The organism is Actinomadura sp. NPDC023710 (assembly GCF_040639875.1).
GTDB classification, from domain to species: domain Bacteria; phylum Actinomycetota; class Actinomycetes; order Streptosporangiales; family Streptosporangiaceae; genus Spirillospora; species Spirillospora citrea.
Window position 1 is genome coordinate 1 of record NZ_JBFAGB010000080.1, and the last position, 19,174, is coordinate 19,174.

Below are 19,174 nucleotides of genomic sequence, written 5' to 3' on the forward strand. Positions count from 1 at the left end.
CCAGATCCGCGTCGAGGCGTCCGACCTGCCCGGGCGGGAGTGGGCGCCCACCCCCGACATGCCCCCGTACCGCAACATCCATGTCGGCATCCAGCAACGCCAGCGCCCCGACGAACCCCTGGACCTACACTCCGGCGACGCCGCCACAGCCACATGGATCTTGAACGCCACCGCTGTCTCGAGCCCAACGGGCATCGACATCAAAGGCCCCCACATCCACGGCGCACCAGGAAATCGGTTCATCTACCTCACCTGGGGCACGGTCGACCACACAGGCGCCTTCGCCATGTTCCGCCGAGCGAAACTGATGCTCGACGCCGTCGACTCCGCCACCCTCCAAACCGCCCAACGCTACGGGCGTCTCATCGCCCGGCTCCGGCTCACCGACCCCCACGGCAGTCCGCTGTGCTCCACAGTCCGGCCGCCCCTGGTCGACTGGACCGCCAGCACCGCCGGATAACGTCCCGCGGCACAACCACAGACGACATGTGCGTGCCGGGTGCGCTCACGGGCGGACGACCCGGCTTCGATCACGTCCTGTGCACCCGTCTGACCCGATTCCCAACCAGGAGGGCATATGAACCTGAACCTGTCACGACGTCAGGCGCTGCAAGCGACAGCGGTTGCGCTAACAAACGGAGCACTCAGCGCCTGTAAAATTAAGCAGAGTGACCACCCTGACGAGGGCCGGACCGCTCCGGCAGTAGTGGGTCCCGAGTCGCTGCGCATGCCTGCCGAGTCTCACCCTCACCAGCACACCTTTATGGCTTGGCCTACCCGGCAAGTCTGGAAATCGCATATCGTTGAGGTTCGGGAAGACATCGCAAGGATCGCCAGAGCGATCGCCGAGTTCGAGCCGGTGGTCCTTCTGGCCAATCATCGAGACGCCAAATCGGCCCGGCACTCGTGCGGTTCGAGGATAGATGTCGTGTCGATCCCGGTAGACGATCTTTGGGTGCGGGACACCGGACCGAGTTTCGTACTGGGGCCCGGCGGAATCGCCGGGATCGATCTCAACTTCAACGGCTGGGGCGACAAGCAGTTTCACGACCATGACCGGCAGGTCGCGCGCAAGATCCTCACCGGCGAGCGCATCAAGCGTATCCAGGCGCCGATAACCGGTGAAGGCGGAGCCATCGAGGTCGACGGCCAGGGCACCCTTGTGGCGACTGAAAGCTCCCTGGTCAACGCGAATCGCAATCCCGGAAGATCACGCAAAGACATCGAAGCCGCGTTGAAAACCACTCTAGGTGTCACCACGGTACTTTGGGTGGACGGCGTCAAAGGTCACGACATCACCGACTACCACATCGACGCCCTGGCACGGTTCACCGAACCAGGCGTCCTAGTCATGAGCACTCCGAACGAGGATGCACCGTGGGCCAAGATCTACGACCAGGCCCGCAGCGTTTTGGGCCAAGCCCTTGATGCCCGGGGGAAACGGCTGGACATCGTAGAGTTGCCCGAGCCGGTCGACATCGGCGCCCGCGGGGAGGGTTTCCTGTCCAGCTACGTTAACTACTACGTGGTCAACGACGGCGTCGTCATGCCACGCTTCGGGGATCGGAAGGCTGATGCCAACGCCGCCTCCATCGTGCGGGACCTTTACCCGGGCCGCAAGGTCGTGCAATTGCCGGTTGATGCCCTCGCTGAAGGCGGAGGCGGTATTCACTGCGCCACCCAACAGATGCCGAGACGAATCTGAACTCTACAATGGGAACAACCAGCCGGGCGACTGATGGCGGGTGTGGGGTTGAAGGCGACCTCTGTGGCGGTCCAGATCAACCACAAGCAAATAGAGCAGGCGATGCGCGAGAACGGCATCGCCGTGCTGCGGCTAGATCGCAAGGTCCGACCATTATCCCGGGAGTCGGGCCCCACGCCGGTGCCCAGCCTACTGCAGCGCACGGCCTCACCGGCGATGCCCCGGGCCACAGGCCTCGGCATCACTAACCTTCCGGTCGGTGATAGCACGTTCTTATATCCGACCACGGTGCTGGATTTGGGGTCGAGCGCCAGGTGGGCTGGCCGATCACCAGCGGAACGCGCACAGGACTCGTGGTCGATGTGCGTCGTTCCTCCTGCGGCCACATCTGCCACTTCCACACTTCGACGGTCCGGTCGTCACACTAGATAGCCCCGGCGTCTGGGGTCCTACACCGACCAGCCGTTGCGGCACAACACGATAGGCATCCCTGCTGGTTTCCTTAAATATCGATGACATGCTCGCACCGATCAGAATTCGGCCCAGGACGATATGTGTAACAGCCGCCCTCGGTTGCGTTCACTGAGGGGTATATGAGATTGACATAGCCAGAGGGCGTGGCGTTGTGACGTGCCTTGGACAACAGTGTGGACCCTAATGACTTCCCAAGGCCTCTGTGGGTTCTGGCGTTGGCCCGCTCGACTCTTAATCCGTTTGTCAAGCGGCGAGGGTGTGGAAGGTGCGGTTGTCGCGCAGGAGCGCCCACAGGACGTTGACGCGGCGGCGTGCGAGGGCGAGGACGGCTTGGGTGTGACTCTTGCCTTCGGTGCGTTTGCGGTCATAGAAGCGTCGGGATTCGGGGCAGGACTGGATGCTGATCAGCGCGGATGTGTAGAAGACGCGTTGCAGGGGTCTGCTGTAGCGCTGGGGTGAAGCCCACCGGGTCCGATGAAGCCCGGTTTACCTGGCGCCGGTTAGCGCTGGTGAGGCGCCCCGGTTCTGTGGACACGTCGAGGCTTGCGGCTACGCGGCAGCGTAGCGCGGTAGTTGAGCCTGTCTCCTCTGATACTCGGCGGGGCTGAGCATGTCCAGGGTCGAAATGACGGCGGCGGGGGTTGTAGAACCCTTCGATGAAGTCGAAGCAGGCCGCCTTGGCCTGGGCGTGGGTGGCGAAGTGGTGCCGGTCGAGCAATTCGGTCTCCAACGTGGCGAAGAAGCTTTCGGTGACGGCGTTGTCGAAGCAGTCCGCGACGCTGCCGGTCGAGGTGCGGATGCCCGCTGAGGTGCACCGGCGGCTGAACGACAGCGACGTGTACTGGGCGGGCTCAACCGGTGGTCGCCCTGCGTTCCCTGATCGCTGTGATGGACCAGGCCGAGGCCGGGCCGGCGGTTCCAGATCGCCATTTCCAGGGCGTCGATGACCAGTTCGGTGCGCAGGTGGTCGGCCACTGCCCAGCCCACGATGAGGCGGGAGAACACATCCAGCACCACCGAGTTCGGCCAGTTTCTCATCGTGGGAACTGCCGAGGCCCTTGAACGAGACGGCAGCCTCCTCAAGCCGCTCGCTGGCCGACCCGAGCTCGGCTATACCGTCCTGGGCCTGGGCGCTCGCGTCCCGTATCTCCCGGCGCAGTCGCTCGAGGCGCTCTGCCGCTGCACGGATACGGGCACGGGCCGCATCCTCGTCGGTAGGCGTCTCCCCGCGACCTGGTTCCGTCCGCCGCCCGGCATCTCGAACCTGCTCGCGGACCTGCCGCAACTCCTCGCTGAGCTGCAGCACGCGTTGTTCAGCCTGGTCTCCAGCCCGCTTGCCGGCCCGCACCTGGGTCTCGGTCTCCGCGCGGGCCTGCTCAAGCTTCTCGACGGCCTCCTGCTCGGCCTCATCGCATTCAGCCTCGAGCGCAGACAAGGAGATGAAGTCTGCTTCTTCCGTCGCTGCTCGGGGCTGCGTCTGCTCAGGCGGTTCATCCTCGATCAGAGCTTCCCAGGGCGGCGCGTGTTGTTCCGCGGGCTCCTGGTCCGAGATCTCGTCATAGCCCACCCCAACGTCCCCGATGTCATCGCCCATACATCGAATGTCAGCCCTTGGCCTTCCCAGCGCAACCGGTCAGGGGCATGACGTCGTCGCTGCGGCTCGTTCGGCCTCGGGCCGGGCGGCCGGCTCGTCGACCACCCGGACATCCTGCGCGGCGGCGGCCGCGCGCAGGACAACTCGGCGTCGCCGAGAGGGCCCGGCGGTGGCCGGGATGGGCGGTATCGGGCTGGGCGGCCGCGTTCCTCGGTCCGTCTAGGGGCCGTGTGCCCGGAGAATGTTCGTGCGGTTCCGGGCCCGGCGGAGCTCAATCTTGGTGTCGTTCCCGTTTCCCGGTATCCAGAAGCGGGCGAAGGCGCTGCAACGGCTCCGGCAGGTCCAGAGGGGCCGTTCCAGCGGCCTCGCTGGCCGCTCCCCGGGCCTTTGACGGCGGCGCAGGTGCCAACGCCGCCTCCTTCCTGGCAGCCGACCACGCCGAGGCTATGACCGCCACCATCACCAACCTGACCACCGACGCCGTCATCGACTGGTACCTGTTTGAACAGTCCGCTTCGGGCGGCATGCCGTCTCTGGAGGCGAGTGAGGTCTCCGGTGAACGGATGAACAACCAAGAAGGCCGTCAACAGGGAGACATCGGGCCCAGCGTACCGAGCGAAGCGCGAATACCTGACGGACCAGAAATGACGGGCCTTGGAGGCGCCGCTGCCATACAGGGTCCTGCAGGGCTGCCCGCCAAGTGGTCCCGCCGGCAGTTGATCGACGGTATTGATGGCCGACCCCAAGTGGGTGTGCCTGGCGTGACGTGCCCGCCTGGACGACTATCGCAACGGAGTCTGTGACACTGCTGGGCGCCGTCTGGTGGGGCGAGATCGGCCATCGCGCCTGCGTGAGGTGCGCGAGGGCCGCGACGACCGCGATTCAGCCAACACGCGGCGACTCTTGCCAGCCGAGCAACGCGTTGCGATCATTCATTGATCATGACCTTCACTACCGTGTCCACAGCCGGGGCCGCCCCTCCCTTCGGTGCCTACAGTCAGGGGCGTCGCATCGGCCCCTTTCTCCAGGTCTGTGGCCAGTTGGCCGTGGATCCAGCGACCGGAACCCTCCTCAAAGCCGGTGTCGGACCGCAGACTCGCCGCGCTCTAGAACAGGCCACCGCCGTACTCGAAGCGGGTGGCGCGAACTGGGAAGCCGCCCTGATGGTGCGTGTCTACCTTGCCGATGTTAACGACTTTGAGGAAATGGATGTTGCCTACCGCCAGTTCCTCAATGAGCCATTCCCGCCACGCACCACGGTCACCGCAGGATTGTTCCCTGGTGCTTACGTGGAGATCGACGTCCTGGCTGTGCTGAAATAATTCGCCTCACGCCACAAAGGCGGAAATGAGGCATGCTGATGTCTAGCACTCCAGCCACGTATTCCTCTCCCTCACCTACTCTGAACTGTCTGAGACGAACGCGTGCCGGAGACCATCTGCCGTCTCCCGTTTGCCAAGCACCTTGGTCAAGGGGGTGGACATTTGAGTATCGGCCGCTGCCGCGAGGGCGACAACAGTGAGGCCTCTGGCCCAGCAAGATCGAAACCTGGCGAAAGCTGCCCTACGACCGCTGGAAGCCAGCCAGCGCCGCACTTTCGACCGGTGCTTTGGTTCGGAGGACCTCGCCGGTGTCGAGCTGGAATATCTGCATTCGGTTAAGGACATCCCCACAAGCACCGGCGGCGCCACGCCAGGTCGGGAAGCGGCTCCGCACGCCGCACGTGTGGCGACAGCCACCAACGCCCAACTCCCCGGGACCGGCACCTATCCGAAAAGCGCCGAACCTGCCGAGAGCGGACGTGGTGCACGACTACTTGCTTGCCCCCGCGGCCACCGCTCGCGCCCTTGTCGCAGATTTGCTTTGCTGTGGACTTTGTCGATCCGCACCACTACCTGTTGGGGTTCATGATTCGGCATGAAGACAGGCTACATTCTTGCAACGGTTGTTACGCAATAGGGGAGGTTTTATGGAGGTCGAAGTCAAGGTTGAGATCGACCGGCTCATGCTCATACCCTTGGTGCGTTCACCAACATCGCCGGCATCCTGCCGAACCTCGACATTGTCCACGAAGTATTCATTTCCAAGGGGATGATTGACAAGAACGTTGGAGGCGAGACGGTTATCTACGAGACCTAGATGCGTTTATCGCGCCCAGAAATAGAGTGATCACCGATGGTGACGCTGACCGAATTCTCTGATCGGGAAATTGCCGAGCGCACGGAAATATTGGTGCGATCGCCCATCGCTTCAGCGAGTACGGTAAGTCTGGCTAGCTAACGGTGAGTAGTTCGAGAGTTTTGGTCGTAAACGACTCAATTCATCCGCACGCCCGATGGCTGGAAGATAAGCTCGCTGGCTTGGGGCGAAGTATAGAGCGCCCCACTACCTATCCTGAGCGCCGACTGTTGGGGCGAGATCGTCCAGGCGGGCGGGCGCCAGCGGAAACAAAGCCGACGGCCCGATGATGGAGCGTGGGATTGGACTCGGTCCCGCATCCTGGATGGCACCTAAGTAGCTGTGGGTCTCGTCGCGCGTTTCCGGCCTGCCAGTGGCCGGGGATGACGTGAGCACTGCGCCGGAACCGGGGCGGACCTGCGGATCGGGGCCCCTGCCGGGCGGTAAGCAGACTGACGCTGCTGGCCGCTGCGGTTGCGGAGGGCTGATGGCGGCTCAAAAGGCACCACGCACGTGCTGCTGGCCGGGCGGTGGAGGCCTGGCGCCCCAAAGGGGGCGACGAACGCTCTCCGACGGCGGCCCGCCGTCGCGAAGCCGGGCACTCGAGCGGTCGAAGCGCTGGCGCGTGATCGAGAACCTGTCTGCTCGGTCCGGCGCTGAGGGCAAGGGCGGGCGCGTTGGACGGTGCTGCTTGCTGGTTGGGGGCGGTGTGCAGCCATGAGACAAGGCGGGACGCCGGCGGCTCCCCGCTTTTGCTGGCTTCAGGCCGGCCTCAGGCGGGATGGGAGGTTACAACACTTCGGGTTTGCGCTTTGGAGGCGGTGGCCAAGAAGGCGCCCAGTACCGCTGGCCCGGCGAATGCCTGGGCGGCCAGGTAGACGCCGGTCGCGGAGGGTGGGGCGCTCACAACCAACAGCAGGGGAGCGCAGCCGAGCGCGGCGATGTCGATACCGGTGACGGCCCACAGAAATGGGCCGGTCGGCAGAGAGCCGACAGGCGTGTTGACGACCGGCATCGAGTGATCGACCGCTGGCCGCCGCGCCATCCGCAGCGCCCCGGCGGCCAGCGCCGGTGCCGCCGCCGGACCGAACGCCCACCCCAGCGGACCGGGTAGCGCGTCCACCAGCGCCAATCCGGCCAGGGCGAGGACTAGCCAGGTGCCGCCGAGGAGCGCGGGAAGCACGGTGCGCGCGGCCAGCAGCGCGTGGGGTGCGACACCGAACAGCCGCGTCAATCCGGCGTCCTCACCGTCGCGGCGCGCGCCCGTCGTGCCCGCGGCGGCCGCTGCCAGTGCCCCGCCGCCCACCACGGTGGCCACCCCCGGGCCAGCACCGGCCGCGGCGGCCAGTGCGGGTAGCGCGGCTAAGGCGAACAGTGCACACAGCCGACGCGGGCGTCGCGCCAATCTGCGCCAGTCGATCCAGGCGAGTGCCGCCGCTCGCCCGGTCAGGGCCGCTGGCCATGGACGGGAACGCACGATCCGTCCCCGCCAGTACGCGTCCTCCGCGATCCACGTCAAGGCACCAGGTTCCAGCACGACCGACGCGGCGACCACAATACTGGTGCGAGTGGAAGCGTCCAGCAGGGCACGGGCGGGGAACCGATTGAGCGCGCCCCACGCGAGCCTGAGCAGCAGCGCCGTTGTGGCAGCGCACGACGTCGCCAGGGCCGCGCCCAGTGACACCGGCGCAGCCGCCACCGCGGCGAGCAGATGCCGCCAAGGGCCGTTTCCGAGTACCACCGCGATCACAGCCGTGCACACTAGGCTCACGATCAGCGCCTGCAGCCATGTGTCCCACGGCGGCGACGACTGGGCCAGCACGGCAATCGCCATCGCGCCAGCCGTCGCTGCAGTACCCAGCACCATGGCGGTGATCAGGCGCGCCGTGGTGTGGTCCGGCATGCCGATAGCGGTGAGCAGCGCGACGCCTAGAGCGGCACCACCGACCAGCGAGAGCACCAGCAGGATCAGCGAGGTCCGGCCGAGTACACCGCGGCGTGGTAGCGGCGAGAGTACCAGCCATGCCGCGTCGGCGGCCGGCAGCGCGACTGGGCCGAAAATGCGGGCGAGGGCGAGGAAACCTGTATAGGTCAGCGTGACCAGCGTGAGTCCTGCGCTCGCCCGAACCGGCTCGACCTCCCCCGCGATGGATGAGAGCGCGGCGACGGCGGACCGCCCGAGCACCAGCGCCGCCACTACCACCCCGGCCAGCAGGGCGTACCGGTCCGCCCAGCCCGCGGGCTTGCGGCCGCGCGTCCGGATGTGCGTCCGGACCATTCGCACCTCGTTCAAGCGGCAGCCTCCATCCGCACCTGACGGGCGCCCCGGGCGAGATCCAGGTCGTGGGTCGCCATCACCACGGCGCCGCCCTCCGCTGCGTATGCGGCCAGGATCGACGCTAGCCGGGGGCGGAACACCGGGTCCAGACCGCGCTCCGGCTCGTCAAGCAAGAGCAGCCGACTCGGCCGGAGCAGCCCCATCGCCAGCGACAGTCGCTGCCGCTGCCCGGTCGAAAGTGTCAGCGGCGCCATGTCGCCACGCCTCGCCAGGTCGAACAGTTCCAACACCGCGCCTGTCCCAAGGCGGGGAGTCCGGTGCACGGCCCCCATGAGCTCCAGGTGTTCGCGCACCGAAAGTCCCGGGTACCAGGCCGGCTCGTCGGCGATGAGGACGACGTCTCGCCAGAACGCTGGGCTGTCCTCCGGCGGCCCGCCCAGGACGCGGAGGTCTCCCTCCGCAAGGCATTGCAGGCCCGCGAGGCAGCACAGCAGAGTCGACTTTCCGGCGCCGTTCACCCCGACAACGGCGACGATGTCCCCACACCCCACCGCGAGGTTGACACCCTGCACGACCGAGACGCCGCCCAAGTCCACGCGGAGCCCACGTGCCTCGATGATCGCTTCGCTCATCTGCCGAGCCTGGTACGGGCAATCCAAGATGGTGATCTGAGTAGGAAACGACCGGTACGAAACACGGGATGCTCCTTCAATGATCTTAGAGCGACGCAAGACAAGTCTTGGGCGGCTGCTGCCGCGTAGAACAGCAGGTCTGCCGGTGCGGTCGGTAGATGTGGACTTCCACGGGGCCAGTGGTTTGAGTAGGCGGACCCGGTGGGCGAGGAGGGTAACCGGCGGATGGCGGACCTGGTGGAGACCCCTTGCGCCAGCCGCCCCATGGCTTTCGAGGAAGCGGGTCCGTACCTCATGCTGATGGTACGGACCCTGTCGAATGTCCTCAAAGAGCGAAGGCGTTGAAGGAATATTCACTCCATTGTTCGCGCTCGCCGCCGCGTGGATCATTCGAGACCTTTGCGGGGATGTCCCAAATCATGGTGGCGCGTTCGGGTACCCGATAAGCGGGCCAGTCAGGGCGGGGGATCGTGCGGCGAGTGCTGGGATTACCAGTCCTGGCGAAGGAGGTCCAAGCGTCGATCATCTGATGTGACAGGGTGGTCATGCGTTTTCGGTCCACGTTCAGTGCTGCGGCTCCTCCGACGACACCGCTGAATCTGAGCGTGCCGAACATGAAAGGCAACTCGATTGTGTGCACGGCTCCGTACCCTTTGGGTGGCTGCCAGGCGAACTCGTACATATATGTGGGACGCCATCGGCTCTGAGCCTCGGCGAGCCGCGTTGCGGGCACCCGTAGGCCTTGGTCGGTGAACATGGCCAATCTAGCTTCGCGTGCCGATCGTCCCTTTCGGTAGACCGAGGTCATGGTTCGGAGGCGGGGCGCGAGCGACTTCGGGAAGAAGACCTTTTCATACTGGTCGGCCACGAATCCCATTTGACCAGGGCCGAACTGGCCGAAGAAGTTGACCTCATCACGGTTCGTCCCTATCAGAATGTCCACCCCCTTCGCATTGCCCTGGGTGATGCGGTTGATCACTGAATCGCGAACCAGTTCGCCGTCGATGTGCGGTCCGAAGTAGACCGCGCCCAGCACGCCGGGGGCGGTGGTCTCGAGGGTCTTCTCCTGAAGTGCGAGCAGTCCGCGGGTGGACATCGACTTGAGTTCGGCGACCCTGGTGACAGGGAGGCGGGCGGCAGTTTCGCGCGCGTACTCGCGGGTGTGGACGAGGTATCCGCTGCCGCTTTGGAGCACGACTCTGCGGAAGAGCCGCTCGGGATGGTCTGTGGCCAACATCGCGGCGAGGGAGAAGGCTCCTTCGGACTCGCCTACCGCGGTGACGTTGTTCGGGTCACCGCCAAAATCTGCTATGTGATCGCGTACCCACTTCAGGGCCGCGATCTGGTCACGCAAGCCGTTGTTACCGGATCCCCGGTATGCCGGGTCGAGACCGCCTAGTTCGGTCCAACCGAGCACTCCCAGGCGATAGTTGAGGGAGACCACCACCGCCTCCCCCTCGGTAGCGAGCTCGGTTCCGTCATAGCGCGGCTCGTTGGCCGTTCCGAACCGCGCAGCGCCGCCGTGAACGAACACGATCACCGGGCGCTTGCGACGGTCGGGGCGGGGGGTCCAAACGTTCAGGTGCAGGCAGTCCTCGTCAGTGAACACCTTGGTGTCGTTCGCGTAGTCCTCGGTCAGGACGTCGCGATTCTGGGGGCAGACATGTTCGTCGTCGGTGGCCTTGAGGGTGCCGTGCCAGGGCGGAGCCGGTTGCGGAGGCCGAAAGCGGCGTACGCCGACCGGTGCCGCGGCGTAGGGGATACCACGAAATACGCAGAGGCCGTTTCGGTCGGTTCCCGAGACGGCGCCGAGGGTCGTGCTGGTCTTGCAACCGCGGGGGCCGACGCGGTTGTGAGCATCGGGGGAGCCGAGGGAGCAGGCGGTTAGGAGCAACAGCCAGGTGGCGGCTGTGGCGATTGCGCGCGTGCGCATGGGAAGCCTCCTTTCGAAGCCGTCTCGATACTGCTCCGCCGGACCCTCGCGGCAGATCGCCCACGTGAGTGAATCAGGAGTCGCTCCTGCGGATGAGATGGAGCGCTTCGACTCCCCGCAGCGACGAATGCATCGAAGACGTGCGGCGTGCGGCCGTTCAGTCGATGCCGGGGGCGATGAGACCGGACTCATAGGCGAAGACGACGGCCTGAACCCGGTCCCGAAGATCCAGTTTCGTCAGCAAGTTGCTCACGTGGGTTTTGACGGTGTGCTGGCTGACCACCATGGCGGAGGCGATCTCCGCGTTGGACAGTCCCCGGGCAAGGTGCCGGAGCGTGTGGGTCTCGCGGTCGGTCAACTCCGCGAGACGCTGCGTGAGATCTGGCCGAGCGGCCCCCCGCCGCATCAGGTCTGTGATCAGCCGCCGGGTGACCGATGGAGCAAGGAGCGCCTCGCCGTCGTGAACCAACCGCACAGCGTCGACGAGTTCGTTCCGCCGCACGTCCTTGAGCAGGAATCCGCTGGCCCCCGCGCGCAGGGCGTCATAGACGTATTCGTCGATGTCGTACATCGTGAGAACCAATACTTTTGCCCGTGTGTTCCGGCAGATCCGGGCGGTCGCCTCGACGCCGTCCATGACGGGCATCCGGATATCCATGAGCACTACGCCGGGGTCGAGTTGCGTGGCTTTGCTGACGGCCTCCGCACCGTTGGCCGCCTCCCCGACGACCTGAATGCCTTCCTGTGCGTTGAGGATCATGGAGAATCCGCTACGGAAGAGTTCCTGGTCCTCGGCAATGAGTACACGCAGCAACGAGTTATCCGATCGGCAATGAAGCGGTGACGGTGAAAACGGTCGGGTCGACGGAGAGCGTTCCGCCGCATGACTCGGCCCTCTCCCGCATGCCCACGATTCCGTGCCCCTCTTGGAAGCCGCCGACGCGTTCACAACCCTTCCCGTCGTCGGTGACCTCCACGGTCAGAGTAGTGGGCGTCCAGCCGACTCGAACCCGCGCGGTGCCAGCGGCCGCGTGACGCAGGATGTTTGTCAGCGCCTCCTGGACGATTCGATACGTGGCTATTCCCACTTCGACCGGCAGTTCGTGTGGAGACCCGTGTTCCTCGAAGGTCGCGTCAAGGCCGGCTTGTCGTGCTCGCGCGATCAGATCGTGTACGGCCTCGATCCCCGGCTGTGGTTCGCGCACCGTCTGGCCCCGAAGCGCCTTCAAGATCACTCGGAGTTGAAGGATGGCGTCCCGCCCCGCCTCCCCGATGGCATCGAAGACGGCCTCCGCCTTCGTGGGGTCGCTGCGCAGCACCAGCGGTCCGGCCTCGGCCTGGACGATGATCAACCCGACCGAATGGGTAACGATGTCATGCATGTCCCGCGCAATGCGGGTGCGCTCACGCGCGATGGCCGCTGTGCGTTCCTCCGCCAGACGCAGAGTGCGTTCATCCTCCGCTGCGCGCTGCTCCCGCCGCGCTCGGGCGCTCGCACCCAGCGCAAAGGCGGCGATGAACGCCATCGTGATGTACCGAAAGGTTTCCAGATTCTCATGCGGCAGGACCAGCGAAACCGGCACACCTGCCAACAGACCCGCAAGGCCGACCACACGGCCACGAGGTGACGTCCTGACCGCCGCAAACGTGTAGGTCCATACAAGCGCTCCGTACGGAAGGAACAGAATAGGAGCGCCCGGCTGGGAATGATAGGTCAGCGCGAGAGCCGTAGTGGCGGCCCCCACTACAAATCCCACAGGCAGCAAAGCAGCGCGCCGCCAATAAAGGGGGGCTGAACCCATTACCGCCAATCCTACGAACCACCATGATTGTGGCGCTAGCAGAGTCGGCAAGACGGTTGCGAGGACCACCACCACAGTCGTCCCTGCCTCGACGCGGGAATGCCTGCTCCATGCAGCGTTCACTCCACCGCCTTCCTGCACGCGGGAACAGCGAGGATACTCGAACCCAAGGCGGTACTGCTGGAGGACCTGCATGATTCGGCTCGGCGATAACGCGCTACCGGGCATGTTCGGCAGCGCGCACGTCACCCATACTCGCCGGTCCCCTATCGACCCCTACCGAGGATGGTGACCTGCTCATGACCACGCGAGTCATCTGCCCGCCACCCCGACGTCTCGATGGCGCGGGAGCGTGAGCGTCTTCGCCGTCATCCTCACCTAGTGCGTTGACCACGAACGTTCACCGGGTTGGGTGACACGCCGGGCGGGGTCCGGGACGGGGAGGTTGATCGGCTTCACCCTCGTTGACGACGGGTCGTTGTTGAGGGAGGGGCGGGCTGGTGGCAGAGCCGGTCAGAGCGCGGCGGTTGACCGAGGACGAGGGACGCCGACTGCAGCAGATCATCCGGCGGGGCAGGCACGAGTCGATCCGGGTCCGCCGGGCGATGATCATCCAGGCGTCGTCGGCGGGGACGCCGGCCCCGGCGATCGCCCGCCTGGTCGCCGCCCACGAAGACACCGTGCGGGATGTGATCCACGACTTCAACGAGCGGGGGCTGGCCTGCTTGGACCCTAACTGGGCGGGAGGCCGTCCCCGCCTGATCAGCGATGATGACATCGCGTTCATCATCGAGACGGCCCGAACCCGCCCGGCCAAGCTCGGGCGCCCGTTCACCTGCTGGAGCGTCCGCAAACTCGCCGACCACCTCGCCACTCGCAGCGAGCGCAAGATCCGGATCGGACGGGAACGGCTGCGGCAGCTCCTGCACGCCCATGGGGTCACCTTCCAGCGCACCCGCACCTGGAAGACCTCCAATGACCCCGACTTCGAGGCCAAGCTGCACCGGATCGAGGAGGTCACGACCCGGTTTGCGGACCGGTGCTTCGCCTTCGACCAGTTCGGGCCGCTGTCGATCCGGCCCTGCCACGGCGCCGGCTGGGCCGAGCGCGGGCGGCCGGACCGGTTGCCGGGCACCTACCGGCGCACCCACGGGGTCCGGTACTTCCACGGCTGCTACTCGCTGGGCGATGACACCCTGTGGGGCGTCACCCGCCGCCGCAAGAGCGGCGCCAACACCCTGGCGGCGCTGAAGTCCATCCGCGCCGCCCGCCCCGACGGCGCACCGATCTACGTCATCCTGGACAACCTGTCAGCGAACAAGACCCCGCAGATCAGGGCGTGGGCAGCACGCAACAACGTCGAGTTGTGCCTCACCCCGACCTACGCCTCGTGGGCCAACCCGATCGAGGCGCAGTTCGGGCCGCTGCGCACCTTCGTGATGGGCAACTCCAACCATCCCAACCACACCGTGCTCTTCGTGGGAGATCCAGGCCTACCTACGCTGGCGCAACGCCAACGCCCGCCATCCCGACGTGCTGGCCGCCCAACGCCGCGAACGCGCCCGCGTCCGCAGCGAACGCAGGCAACGCTGGGGACGCCCCCGCCCCAAGGCAGCATGATCGGACCCGGTGAACGTTCGTGGTCAACGCACTAGCGGACCACCCCCGCTCGCGCGGGGAGAACTCGCAGTGGGTCGGGTTGTGCGGGTTGCCGTACGGACCACCCCCGCTCGCGCGGGGAGAACTTCGTCGCCGCCGCGAGATCGCCGCGTTCCTTCGGACCACCCCCGCTCGCGCGGGGAGAACACTTCCTCACCTGCGGCTATGGAGAGGCGTTACCGATTTGAGATGCTCCGGTTGTCCGTAGAGACATGACCTAACCCTAAGCGGTGGAACTGATCGACTAGCGAGCAGAGGCATGCTCCTCCAGCCAGGTGAGTTTCATAGGCCTGTCGGACGGTTAGTGGTCCGATCCCGCTTCCTCGACGAGGCGCCAAACCTGGGCCACGTGAGGCGGTTGGCGGTCTGAGGGCGGCCGTGGACTCGCGAGAAGCACTCGGTCAGCCCGTTGCCCGTGCAAAGCAATGTTTCCGCGCTGCGGGGTGGTGAGGGCTCTCGGGGCTGTTGTCGGCGGGTGCTGCGGAGGGCTCATGCTTCAGCCTCGTCAGATGCCCTGATCGGTTATCCGAGGTGAAGTTTCGTTCCTCGGACAGTTGGTGTGCGGTCGAGTTCCGGCAGTGCCCAACTGCCCAGCCGTTCGGACATCGACCCTGCGCAACGGGATCGTCCCTACCGCAACCGTGTAGCAGGTAGAGAAACGTTCGTGACTGAGCGCAGCGGCAGTATCGGAACCAGCGAGGCCAGCGAGGAGCAGGTTGCCTCCAGGCACGATCGGGTTGTGGATCAGTCCGTCGGTGATGGAACGATGGTTCGTCAGCCCAGGCGATCCGGAAAGATGCCTGAATGATGGCATGGCTGCACTCCGTACGCTGAGCGTGTGATCCGTTGTGTGGTCTTCGATGTGGGCGAGACTCTGGTGGACGACAGCCGCGAGTGGCAGGGGTGGGCAGACTGGTTGGGTGTTTCGGCACACACGATGTCAGCGCTGGTCGGTGCAGTGACGGCGCAGGGTCGGGACAACGCTGATGCGTTGCGGCTGGTGCGGCCTGGGCTGGATGTTGGTGAGGAGCGGCGGGCCCGTGACGCGGCCGGGCATGCCGTGGAGTTGGTTGAGGCTGATCTCTATCCCGATGTTCGTCCGGCGTTGCAGGAGCATCAGCAGTGTGGGCTCTGGGTTGGTGTCGCAGGGAATCAAGTGGCGCGGGTCGGGGCGCGGTTGCGTGAGCTTGGGCTTCCGGCGGACGGGATCGCTACGTCGGAAGAGTGGGGGGTGGCGAAGCCGGATCCAGGGTTCTTCGCACGATTGGTCGAGTGGGCCCCAGGGGAGCCAGACGAAATTGTGTACGTGGGTGACCACCCCGCCAACGACGTTGTGCCGGCGCGGGCGGCCGGGTTGCGAACGGCTCTGGTCCGGCGGGGGCCATGGGGCTACTTGTGGGCAGACGACTTCCGCGGCATCGCGGACTGGGTTATTGATGACCTGACTGAGCTTCCGAGGTTGTTGGCTTCTTCGTGAAGGCCGCGCTTCCTGGCGGACCCGCGCTACTGTGCCGACAGGATGGACCGTTGGAGACCGCAGGTGAGGCCGACGCACTCGATCGGCGATCGTATCGCCGCCTACCGCACGGCGCGGCGGCTGACCCAGCGCCAGTTGGCCGCAGCGGCGAACGTGTCGCTGAGTCTGCTTCGGAAAGTTGAGCAGGGGGATCGTCCGGCGTCCGATCAGACGTTAGCCGCGATTGCTGAAGCGCTGGGTACGGAGCCGGACGTCCTGGCGGACGAGCGGCGCTCGACCGACAGCCGGGTGCACGTAGCGGTGCCGAAGCTCCGGACGGCGATTGACGCCTATGACCTTCCCGATGATGGGCCTGTCCGGCCACTGGCTCAGTTGCAGCAGGCGATCGGTGAGACGACTCGGTGGCGGTTATCGTCGCAGTACACGCGGCTGGCAGAGTCGTTGCCCGAACTGCTGGGTGAGCTGACTCGCTGTCGGCACGACGGGGGTGCCGACCAACGGGTGGCTGCAGCGCGGCTCCTCGGGTCGGCGTACCGGGCGGCCGACGCTGTCGCCTACAAGTACGGGTACTACGACTTATCGGCACGGTTGGTGGAGTTGATGCGGGCATCCGCCGAGGCGGTGGAGGATCCGGCGCTCCTGGCGACGGCTGCCTATGTGCGGACCGAGGTGTTCTTCGCCAGCGACAATCTCGCACCAGGGCTCCGGCTGCTGGAGAAGGCGCTAGATGACGCGCCACCGCCGAATACTCCGGAGCTGCGGGCAGCCGTAGGCGCGCTGCACATGCGGGCTGCGGTGGTCGCCGCCAGGATGCCCCAGGATTCATCGGCGGTAGACGAGCACTTCCAGCACGCTCGGCGGTTCGCGGGGACAGTGCCCGAGGGCGTCTACAACGGGACCGCATTCGGCCCGGTATCCCTGCTCGTGCACGAGGTGGCGCTCGCGGTTGAGCGCGGTGACGCGGCGCGTGCAGTGGAGGTCGCCGAAGGTGGGGCGGCGCTGTCGGGTTCCTTGGAAGAGGTGCCGGAGGAACGGCGGTCCCACTACTACATCGATGTGGCGCGAGCGCAGTTGTGGCTGGGACAGCGGGACGAGGCGTTCCGATCGCTGCAGGCGGCCAAACGCATTGCTCCTCAGCACACCCGTGAGCATCCCTATGTGCGAGACATGCTGGTGAGGTTGCTGCGCCTCCATACTTCGCCACCACACGGGCTGGTGGCGTTCGCGGAGTGGGCGCGCGCAATCTAGCTGGCCTGGCGGCGGTGCCACCAGATGTGGCACTCGTGCCTCTCGTAAGCGGCGAGCATCATCGTCATGTCCGCATCGAGTGCGCGCCGCGTGGACGCTTTCAAGTCCGAGTTGGAGAAGGCCTTTCCGCCGTGGCGGATCGTGGTGACTAATCGGTGCCGCTGGTGGGCCCCGCGCGGCCCGATGCCTCCGGAGCGGACCAACGAGGTGGACACGGTTGAGGCCGACCCCCCTGAACAACTCCGCGACAAGCTCGAAGAGTTGACGTCGGTGGCATCGTGAGCGCGAGGTCAGAGCCGCAAAGCACGATGGCGATGATCGGCTGGATCGGCGGAGGCCACTGCCTGAGCGCCTTGGTCGAAGGTAAGCGCAGGTGAGCGAGATGCCCCTGACTTGTCAGCCCTTCCGCGCTCTTGAGGTGCCCCTAGAGCGGATTCCGAGATCAAGCCCGACCCCCTCGGACAGGCTTTGGTACGAGAGTCGAGACCCGGAGGTGCAGAAGTGCAGCCGTCGGACATCGACCAAGCGCAACGAGATCTACCCAACCGCATCCGATCAGCAGATAGGAAACGATCGTGACCGAGCCCCACGACAGCACCGGAGCCGGCGAGGCCAGCGGCGATCAGATCGCCTCCTGGCGCGACCGGGCTGTGGAGCAGCTCATCGGCAACGGGACGATCGTCTCGGACGCCGTCGCCGACGCGATGCGCACGGTGCCTCGTCACCTGTTCATCCCTGAAGTCTCGCCGGAGCAGGCCTACGAGCCGTTCCAGGCGGTGGTCACCAAGAGGGATGAGGAAGGCAACGCGCTCAGCTCGGTCTCGGACATGCATGTCCAGGCCTTCATGCTGGAGCAGGCCGCGATCGTGCCGGGCATGAACGTCCTGGAGATCGGCAGTGGCGGGTACAACGCCGCGCTGCTCGCCGAACTCGTCGGCCCGTCCGGCACCGTCACCACGGTCGACATCGACCAGTACGTGACCGACCGGGCCAGCCGACTGCTCGATGAAGCCGGGTACTCGCGGGTGAACGTCGTTCTCGCCGACGCCGAGGCAGGCGTGCCCGCCTACGCGCCCTACGACAGGATCCTGGTCACGATGGGGGCCTGGGATATCCCGCCCGCCTGGCCGGCGCAGCTGGCCGAGGCCGGCCGCATCAGCACCGCTTTGCGTATCCGCGGGCTCCACCGGGTCATCACCTTCGAGCAAGCCGACGGATACCTGGTCAGCACGGCGTCCAAGATGTTCGGGTTCGTAGCCGTGCAGGGCGCGGGCGCTCACCAGGCCAAGCTTCTGGTGATGCGCGATGGCGAGGTCACTCTTCGGTTCGACGACGGGACCGACCTTGACTCCAGCCTCTTCGAGGGTGTGTTCGACACTCCCCGAGTAGAGGTCTGGAGCGGCGCCTTCATCGGTCTCGGCGAGTTCGTGGACACCGTGCAGATGCGGATGGTCACCGCCTTTCCCGGGTTCTGCATGGTCCTAGTGGATCAGGTCCGCGACACCGGCGTGGTCGCGCCGCGTAACGCCTCCTCGGCGATGGCCGTGGTCGACCACGCCGGGAACCTTGCCTACCTGACGACCCGGCCGGCGACTGAGGACGGCCGCAAGGCGCTGGAGTACGGCGTGCACGCTTACGGTCCCGACGCCGCCCGACTCGCCGAGTCGGTGGCCGAACAGTTGCGGGTCTGGAGCCGAGAGCACCGCAGGGGTTCTGGCCCGCAGTACCGGATCTACCCGGCTGGCACGCCCGACGAGCTGCTACCTCACGGGCGCGTCGTGGAAAAGGTGCACAGCCGGGTCTCGATCTCCTGGCCGCATGCGGCGCCCGCCGTGGCCGGCCAGGGGTTCTCTGCAACCCCCGTCAAGTGAGGAGAGTGGTCAGCATGTTCAACGGCCAGGACTCAGGCGGCGCCACAGCGCTGGCCGAGCGGCCTGTCGAGGAGGACGAGTTCTACCTCGACGTGCGAGTGCTCGTCGCGTACGCTCCGGCGGCGCGCGGAGACTGCCCGACCGACGATGGCTGCGGCAACACCTGCTCGGGCAACGCCAGCTCGTGCAACTCCACGTTCGACGACCCGTCCTGACTGAGTTGCTGTCGGCACGCCGCGCGGCGTGCCGGCAGGGGATGAGTGATGAAACGTGTGATAAACAGTAGACGGAAAAGAAATAATTTTTTTCGGGATGTGTTGTTG

At 65.9% G+C, this 19,174-nt stretch carries 15 protein-coding genes, 3 pseudogenes and 1 CRISPR repeat array; of the genes and pseudogenes, 11 read left to right on the top strand and 7 right to left on the bottom strand.

Annotated elements, in window-relative coordinates; genetic code table 11:
* Both AB0H37_RS43915 and AB0H37_RS43920 read left to right on the top strand, forming a co-directional pair.
* A partial coding sequence (locus AB0H37_RS43915) for a DUF5990 family protein (RefSeq protein ID WP_360618651.1) occupies nucleotides 1-460 on the top strand: 460 nt, incomplete at its 5' end.
* 117 nt (nucleotides 461-577) lie between these two features.
* Nucleotides 578-1,705, top strand: a complete 1,128-nt coding sequence (locus AB0H37_RS43920) for an agmatine deiminase family protein (protein WP_360618652.1) — start codon at nucleotides 578-580, stop codon at nucleotides 1,703-1,705.
* A gap of 717 nt (nucleotides 1,706-2,422) precedes the next feature.
* Here AB0H37_RS43920 and AB0H37_RS43925 read toward each other — a convergent pair.
* Together AB0H37_RS43925 and AB0H37_RS43930 are read right to left on the bottom strand one after the other, a co-directional pair.
* Nucleotides 2,423-2,635, bottom strand: a pseudogene (locus tag AB0H37_RS43925) (IS110 family transposase); the annotation flags it as partial.
* Between the two features lie 93 nt (nucleotides 2,636-2,728).
* Nucleotides 2,729-3,199 (bottom strand): annotated as a pseudogene (locus AB0H37_RS43930) (DDE-type integrase/transposase/recombinase); the annotation flags it as partial.
* Here AB0H37_RS43930 and AB0H37_RS43935 point away from each other — a divergent pair.
* The 3 genes from AB0H37_RS43935 (at nucleotide 3,168) to AB0H37_RS43945 (ending at nucleotide 5,095) form a co-directional block, all read left to right on the top strand.
* Nucleotides 3,168-3,824 carry a hypothetical protein gene (locus tag AB0H37_RS43935; protein ID WP_360618666.1) on the top strand — a complete coding sequence of 219 codons (657 nt, stop codon included), beginning with the start codon at nucleotides 3,168-3,170 and terminating at the stop codon, nucleotides 3,822-3,824. The pseudogene AB0H37_RS43930 and the gene AB0H37_RS43935 overlap by 32 nt on opposite strands.
* Nucleotides 3,825-4,219: 395 nt before the next feature.
* A complete protein-coding gene (locus tag AB0H37_RS43940; RefSeq protein ID WP_360618653.1) occupies nucleotides 4,220-4,576 on the top strand; it encodes a hypothetical protein in 357 nt (118 codons plus the stop codon).
* A gap of 138 nt (nucleotides 4,577-4,714) precedes the next feature.
* Nucleotides 4,715-5,095, top strand: a complete 381-nt coding sequence (locus AB0H37_RS43945) for a Rid family hydrolase (RefSeq protein WP_360618654.1) — start codon at nucleotides 4,715-4,717, stop codon at nucleotides 5,093-5,095.
* Between the two features lie 1,628 nt (nucleotides 5,096-6,723).
* Here the strand turns inward: AB0H37_RS43945 and AB0H37_RS43950 are convergent.
* From AB0H37_RS43950 to AB0H37_RS43970, 5 genes are all read right to left on the bottom strand, one after another.
* Nucleotides 6,724-8,235, bottom strand: a complete 1,512-nt coding sequence (locus AB0H37_RS43950; RefSeq protein ID WP_360618665.1) for a DUF6297 family protein — start codon at nucleotides 8,233-8,235, stop codon at nucleotides 6,724-6,726.
* A gap of 5 nt (nucleotides 8,236-8,240) precedes the next feature.
* Nucleotides 8,241-8,861 carry an ABC transporter ATP-binding protein gene (locus tag AB0H37_RS43955; protein ID WP_360618656.1) on the bottom strand — a complete coding sequence of 207 codons (621 nt, stop codon included), beginning with the start codon at nucleotides 8,859-8,861 and terminating at the stop codon, nucleotides 8,241-8,243.
* 325 nt (nucleotides 8,862-9,186) lie between these two features.
* On the bottom strand, nucleotides 9,187-10,794 hold the full coding sequence (locus AB0H37_RS43960; protein ID WP_360618657.1) for a carboxylesterase/lipase family protein: 1,608 nt from the start codon (nucleotides 10,792-10,794) through the stop codon (nucleotides 9,187-9,189).
* Nucleotides 10,795-10,951: 157 nt separating this feature from the next.
* Nucleotides 10,952-11,608, bottom strand: coding sequence for a response regulator transcription factor (locus AB0H37_RS43965; RefSeq protein WP_360618659.1), 657 nt, complete (start codon nucleotides 11,606-11,608; stop codon nucleotides 10,952-10,954).
* A 4-nt stretch (nucleotides 11,609-11,612) separates the two neighbouring features.
* Nucleotides 11,613-12,377 carry a sensor histidine kinase gene (locus AB0H37_RS43970; RefSeq protein ID WP_360618660.1) on the bottom strand — a complete coding sequence of 255 codons (765 nt, stop codon included), beginning with the start codon at nucleotides 12,375-12,377 and terminating at the stop codon, nucleotides 11,613-11,615.
* A gap of 719 nt (nucleotides 12,378-13,096) precedes the next feature.
* Here AB0H37_RS43970 and AB0H37_RS43975 point away from each other — a divergent pair.
* From AB0H37_RS43975 to AB0H37_RS44000, 6 genes and pseudogenes are all read left to right on the top strand, one after another.
* A pseudogene (locus AB0H37_RS43975) lies at nucleotides 13,097-14,216 on the top strand (IS630 family transposase).
* A 35-nt stretch (nucleotides 14,217-14,251) separates the two neighbouring features.
* A CRISPR array of direct repeats spans nucleotides 14,252-14,403; the repeat unit is 29 nt; unit sequence CGGACCACCCCCGCTCGCGCGGGGAGAAC.
* A 702-nt stretch (nucleotides 14,404-15,105) separates the two neighbouring features.
* On the top strand, nucleotides 15,106-15,732 hold the full coding sequence (locus AB0H37_RS43980; protein WP_360618661.1) for an HAD family hydrolase: 627 nt from the start codon (nucleotides 15,106-15,108) through the stop codon (nucleotides 15,730-15,732).
* Nucleotides 15,733-15,795: 63 nt separating this feature from the next.
* On the top strand, nucleotides 15,796-16,980 hold the full coding sequence (locus tag AB0H37_RS43985) for a helix-turn-helix domain-containing protein (RefSeq protein WP_360618662.1): 1,185 nt from the start codon (nucleotides 15,796-15,798) through the stop codon (nucleotides 16,978-16,980).
* Nucleotides 16,981-17,046: 66 nt separating this feature from the next.
* Nucleotides 17,047-17,262 carry a hypothetical protein gene (locus tag AB0H37_RS43990; protein WP_360618663.1) on the top strand — a complete coding sequence of 72 codons (216 nt, stop codon included), beginning with the start codon at nucleotides 17,047-17,049 and terminating at the stop codon, nucleotides 17,260-17,262.
* Nucleotides 17,263-17,555: 293 nt separating this feature from the next.
* A complete protein-coding gene (fxlM, locus tag AB0H37_RS43995) occupies nucleotides 17,556-18,851 on the top strand; it encodes a methyltransferase, FxLD system (protein ID WP_360618664.1) in 1,296 nt (431 codons plus the stop codon).
* Nucleotides 18,852-18,865: 14 nt separating this feature from the next.
* The gene (locus tag AB0H37_RS44000; RefSeq protein WP_089316728.1) at nucleotides 18,866-19,066 is read left to right on the top strand and encodes an FxLD family lanthipeptide; all 201 of its coding nucleotides are present in this window, start codon (nucleotides 18,866-18,868) and stop codon (nucleotides 19,064-19,066) included.
* Nucleotides 19,067-19,174 lie beyond the last annotated feature (108 nt).

Coding starts and splice junctions, on each gene's coding strand:
- AB0H37_RS43955 (WP_360618656.1), bottom strand. CDS start 8,861: ATGAGCGAAGCGATCATCGAGGCACGTGGGCTCCGCGTGGACTTGGGC.
- AB0H37_RS43940 (WP_360618653.1), top strand. CDS start 4,220: ATGACCGCCACCATCACCAACCTGACCACCGACGCCGTCATCGACTGG.
- AB0H37_RS43990 (WP_360618663.1), top strand. CDS start 17,047: ATGTCCGCATCGAGTGCGCGCCGCGTGGACGCTTTCAAGTCCGAGTTG.
- AB0H37_RS43920 (WP_360618652.1), top strand. CDS start 578: ATGAACCTGAACCTGTCACGACGTCAGGCGCTGCAAGCGACAGCGGTT.
- AB0H37_RS43935 (WP_360618666.1), top strand. CDS start 3,168: ATGAGGCGGGAGAACACATCCAGCACCACCGAGTTCGGCCAGTTTCTC.
- AB0H37_RS43945 (WP_360618654.1), top strand. CDS start 4,715: ATGACCTTCACTACCGTGTCCACAGCCGGGGCCGCCCCTCCCTTCGGT.
- AB0H37_RS43960 (WP_360618657.1), bottom strand. CDS start 10,794: ATGCGCACGCGCGCAATCGCCACAGCCGCCACCTGGCTGTTGCTCCTA.
- AB0H37_RS44000 (WP_089316728.1), top strand. CDS start 18,866: ATGTTCAACGGCCAGGACTCAGGCGGCGCCACAGCGCTGGCCGAGCGG.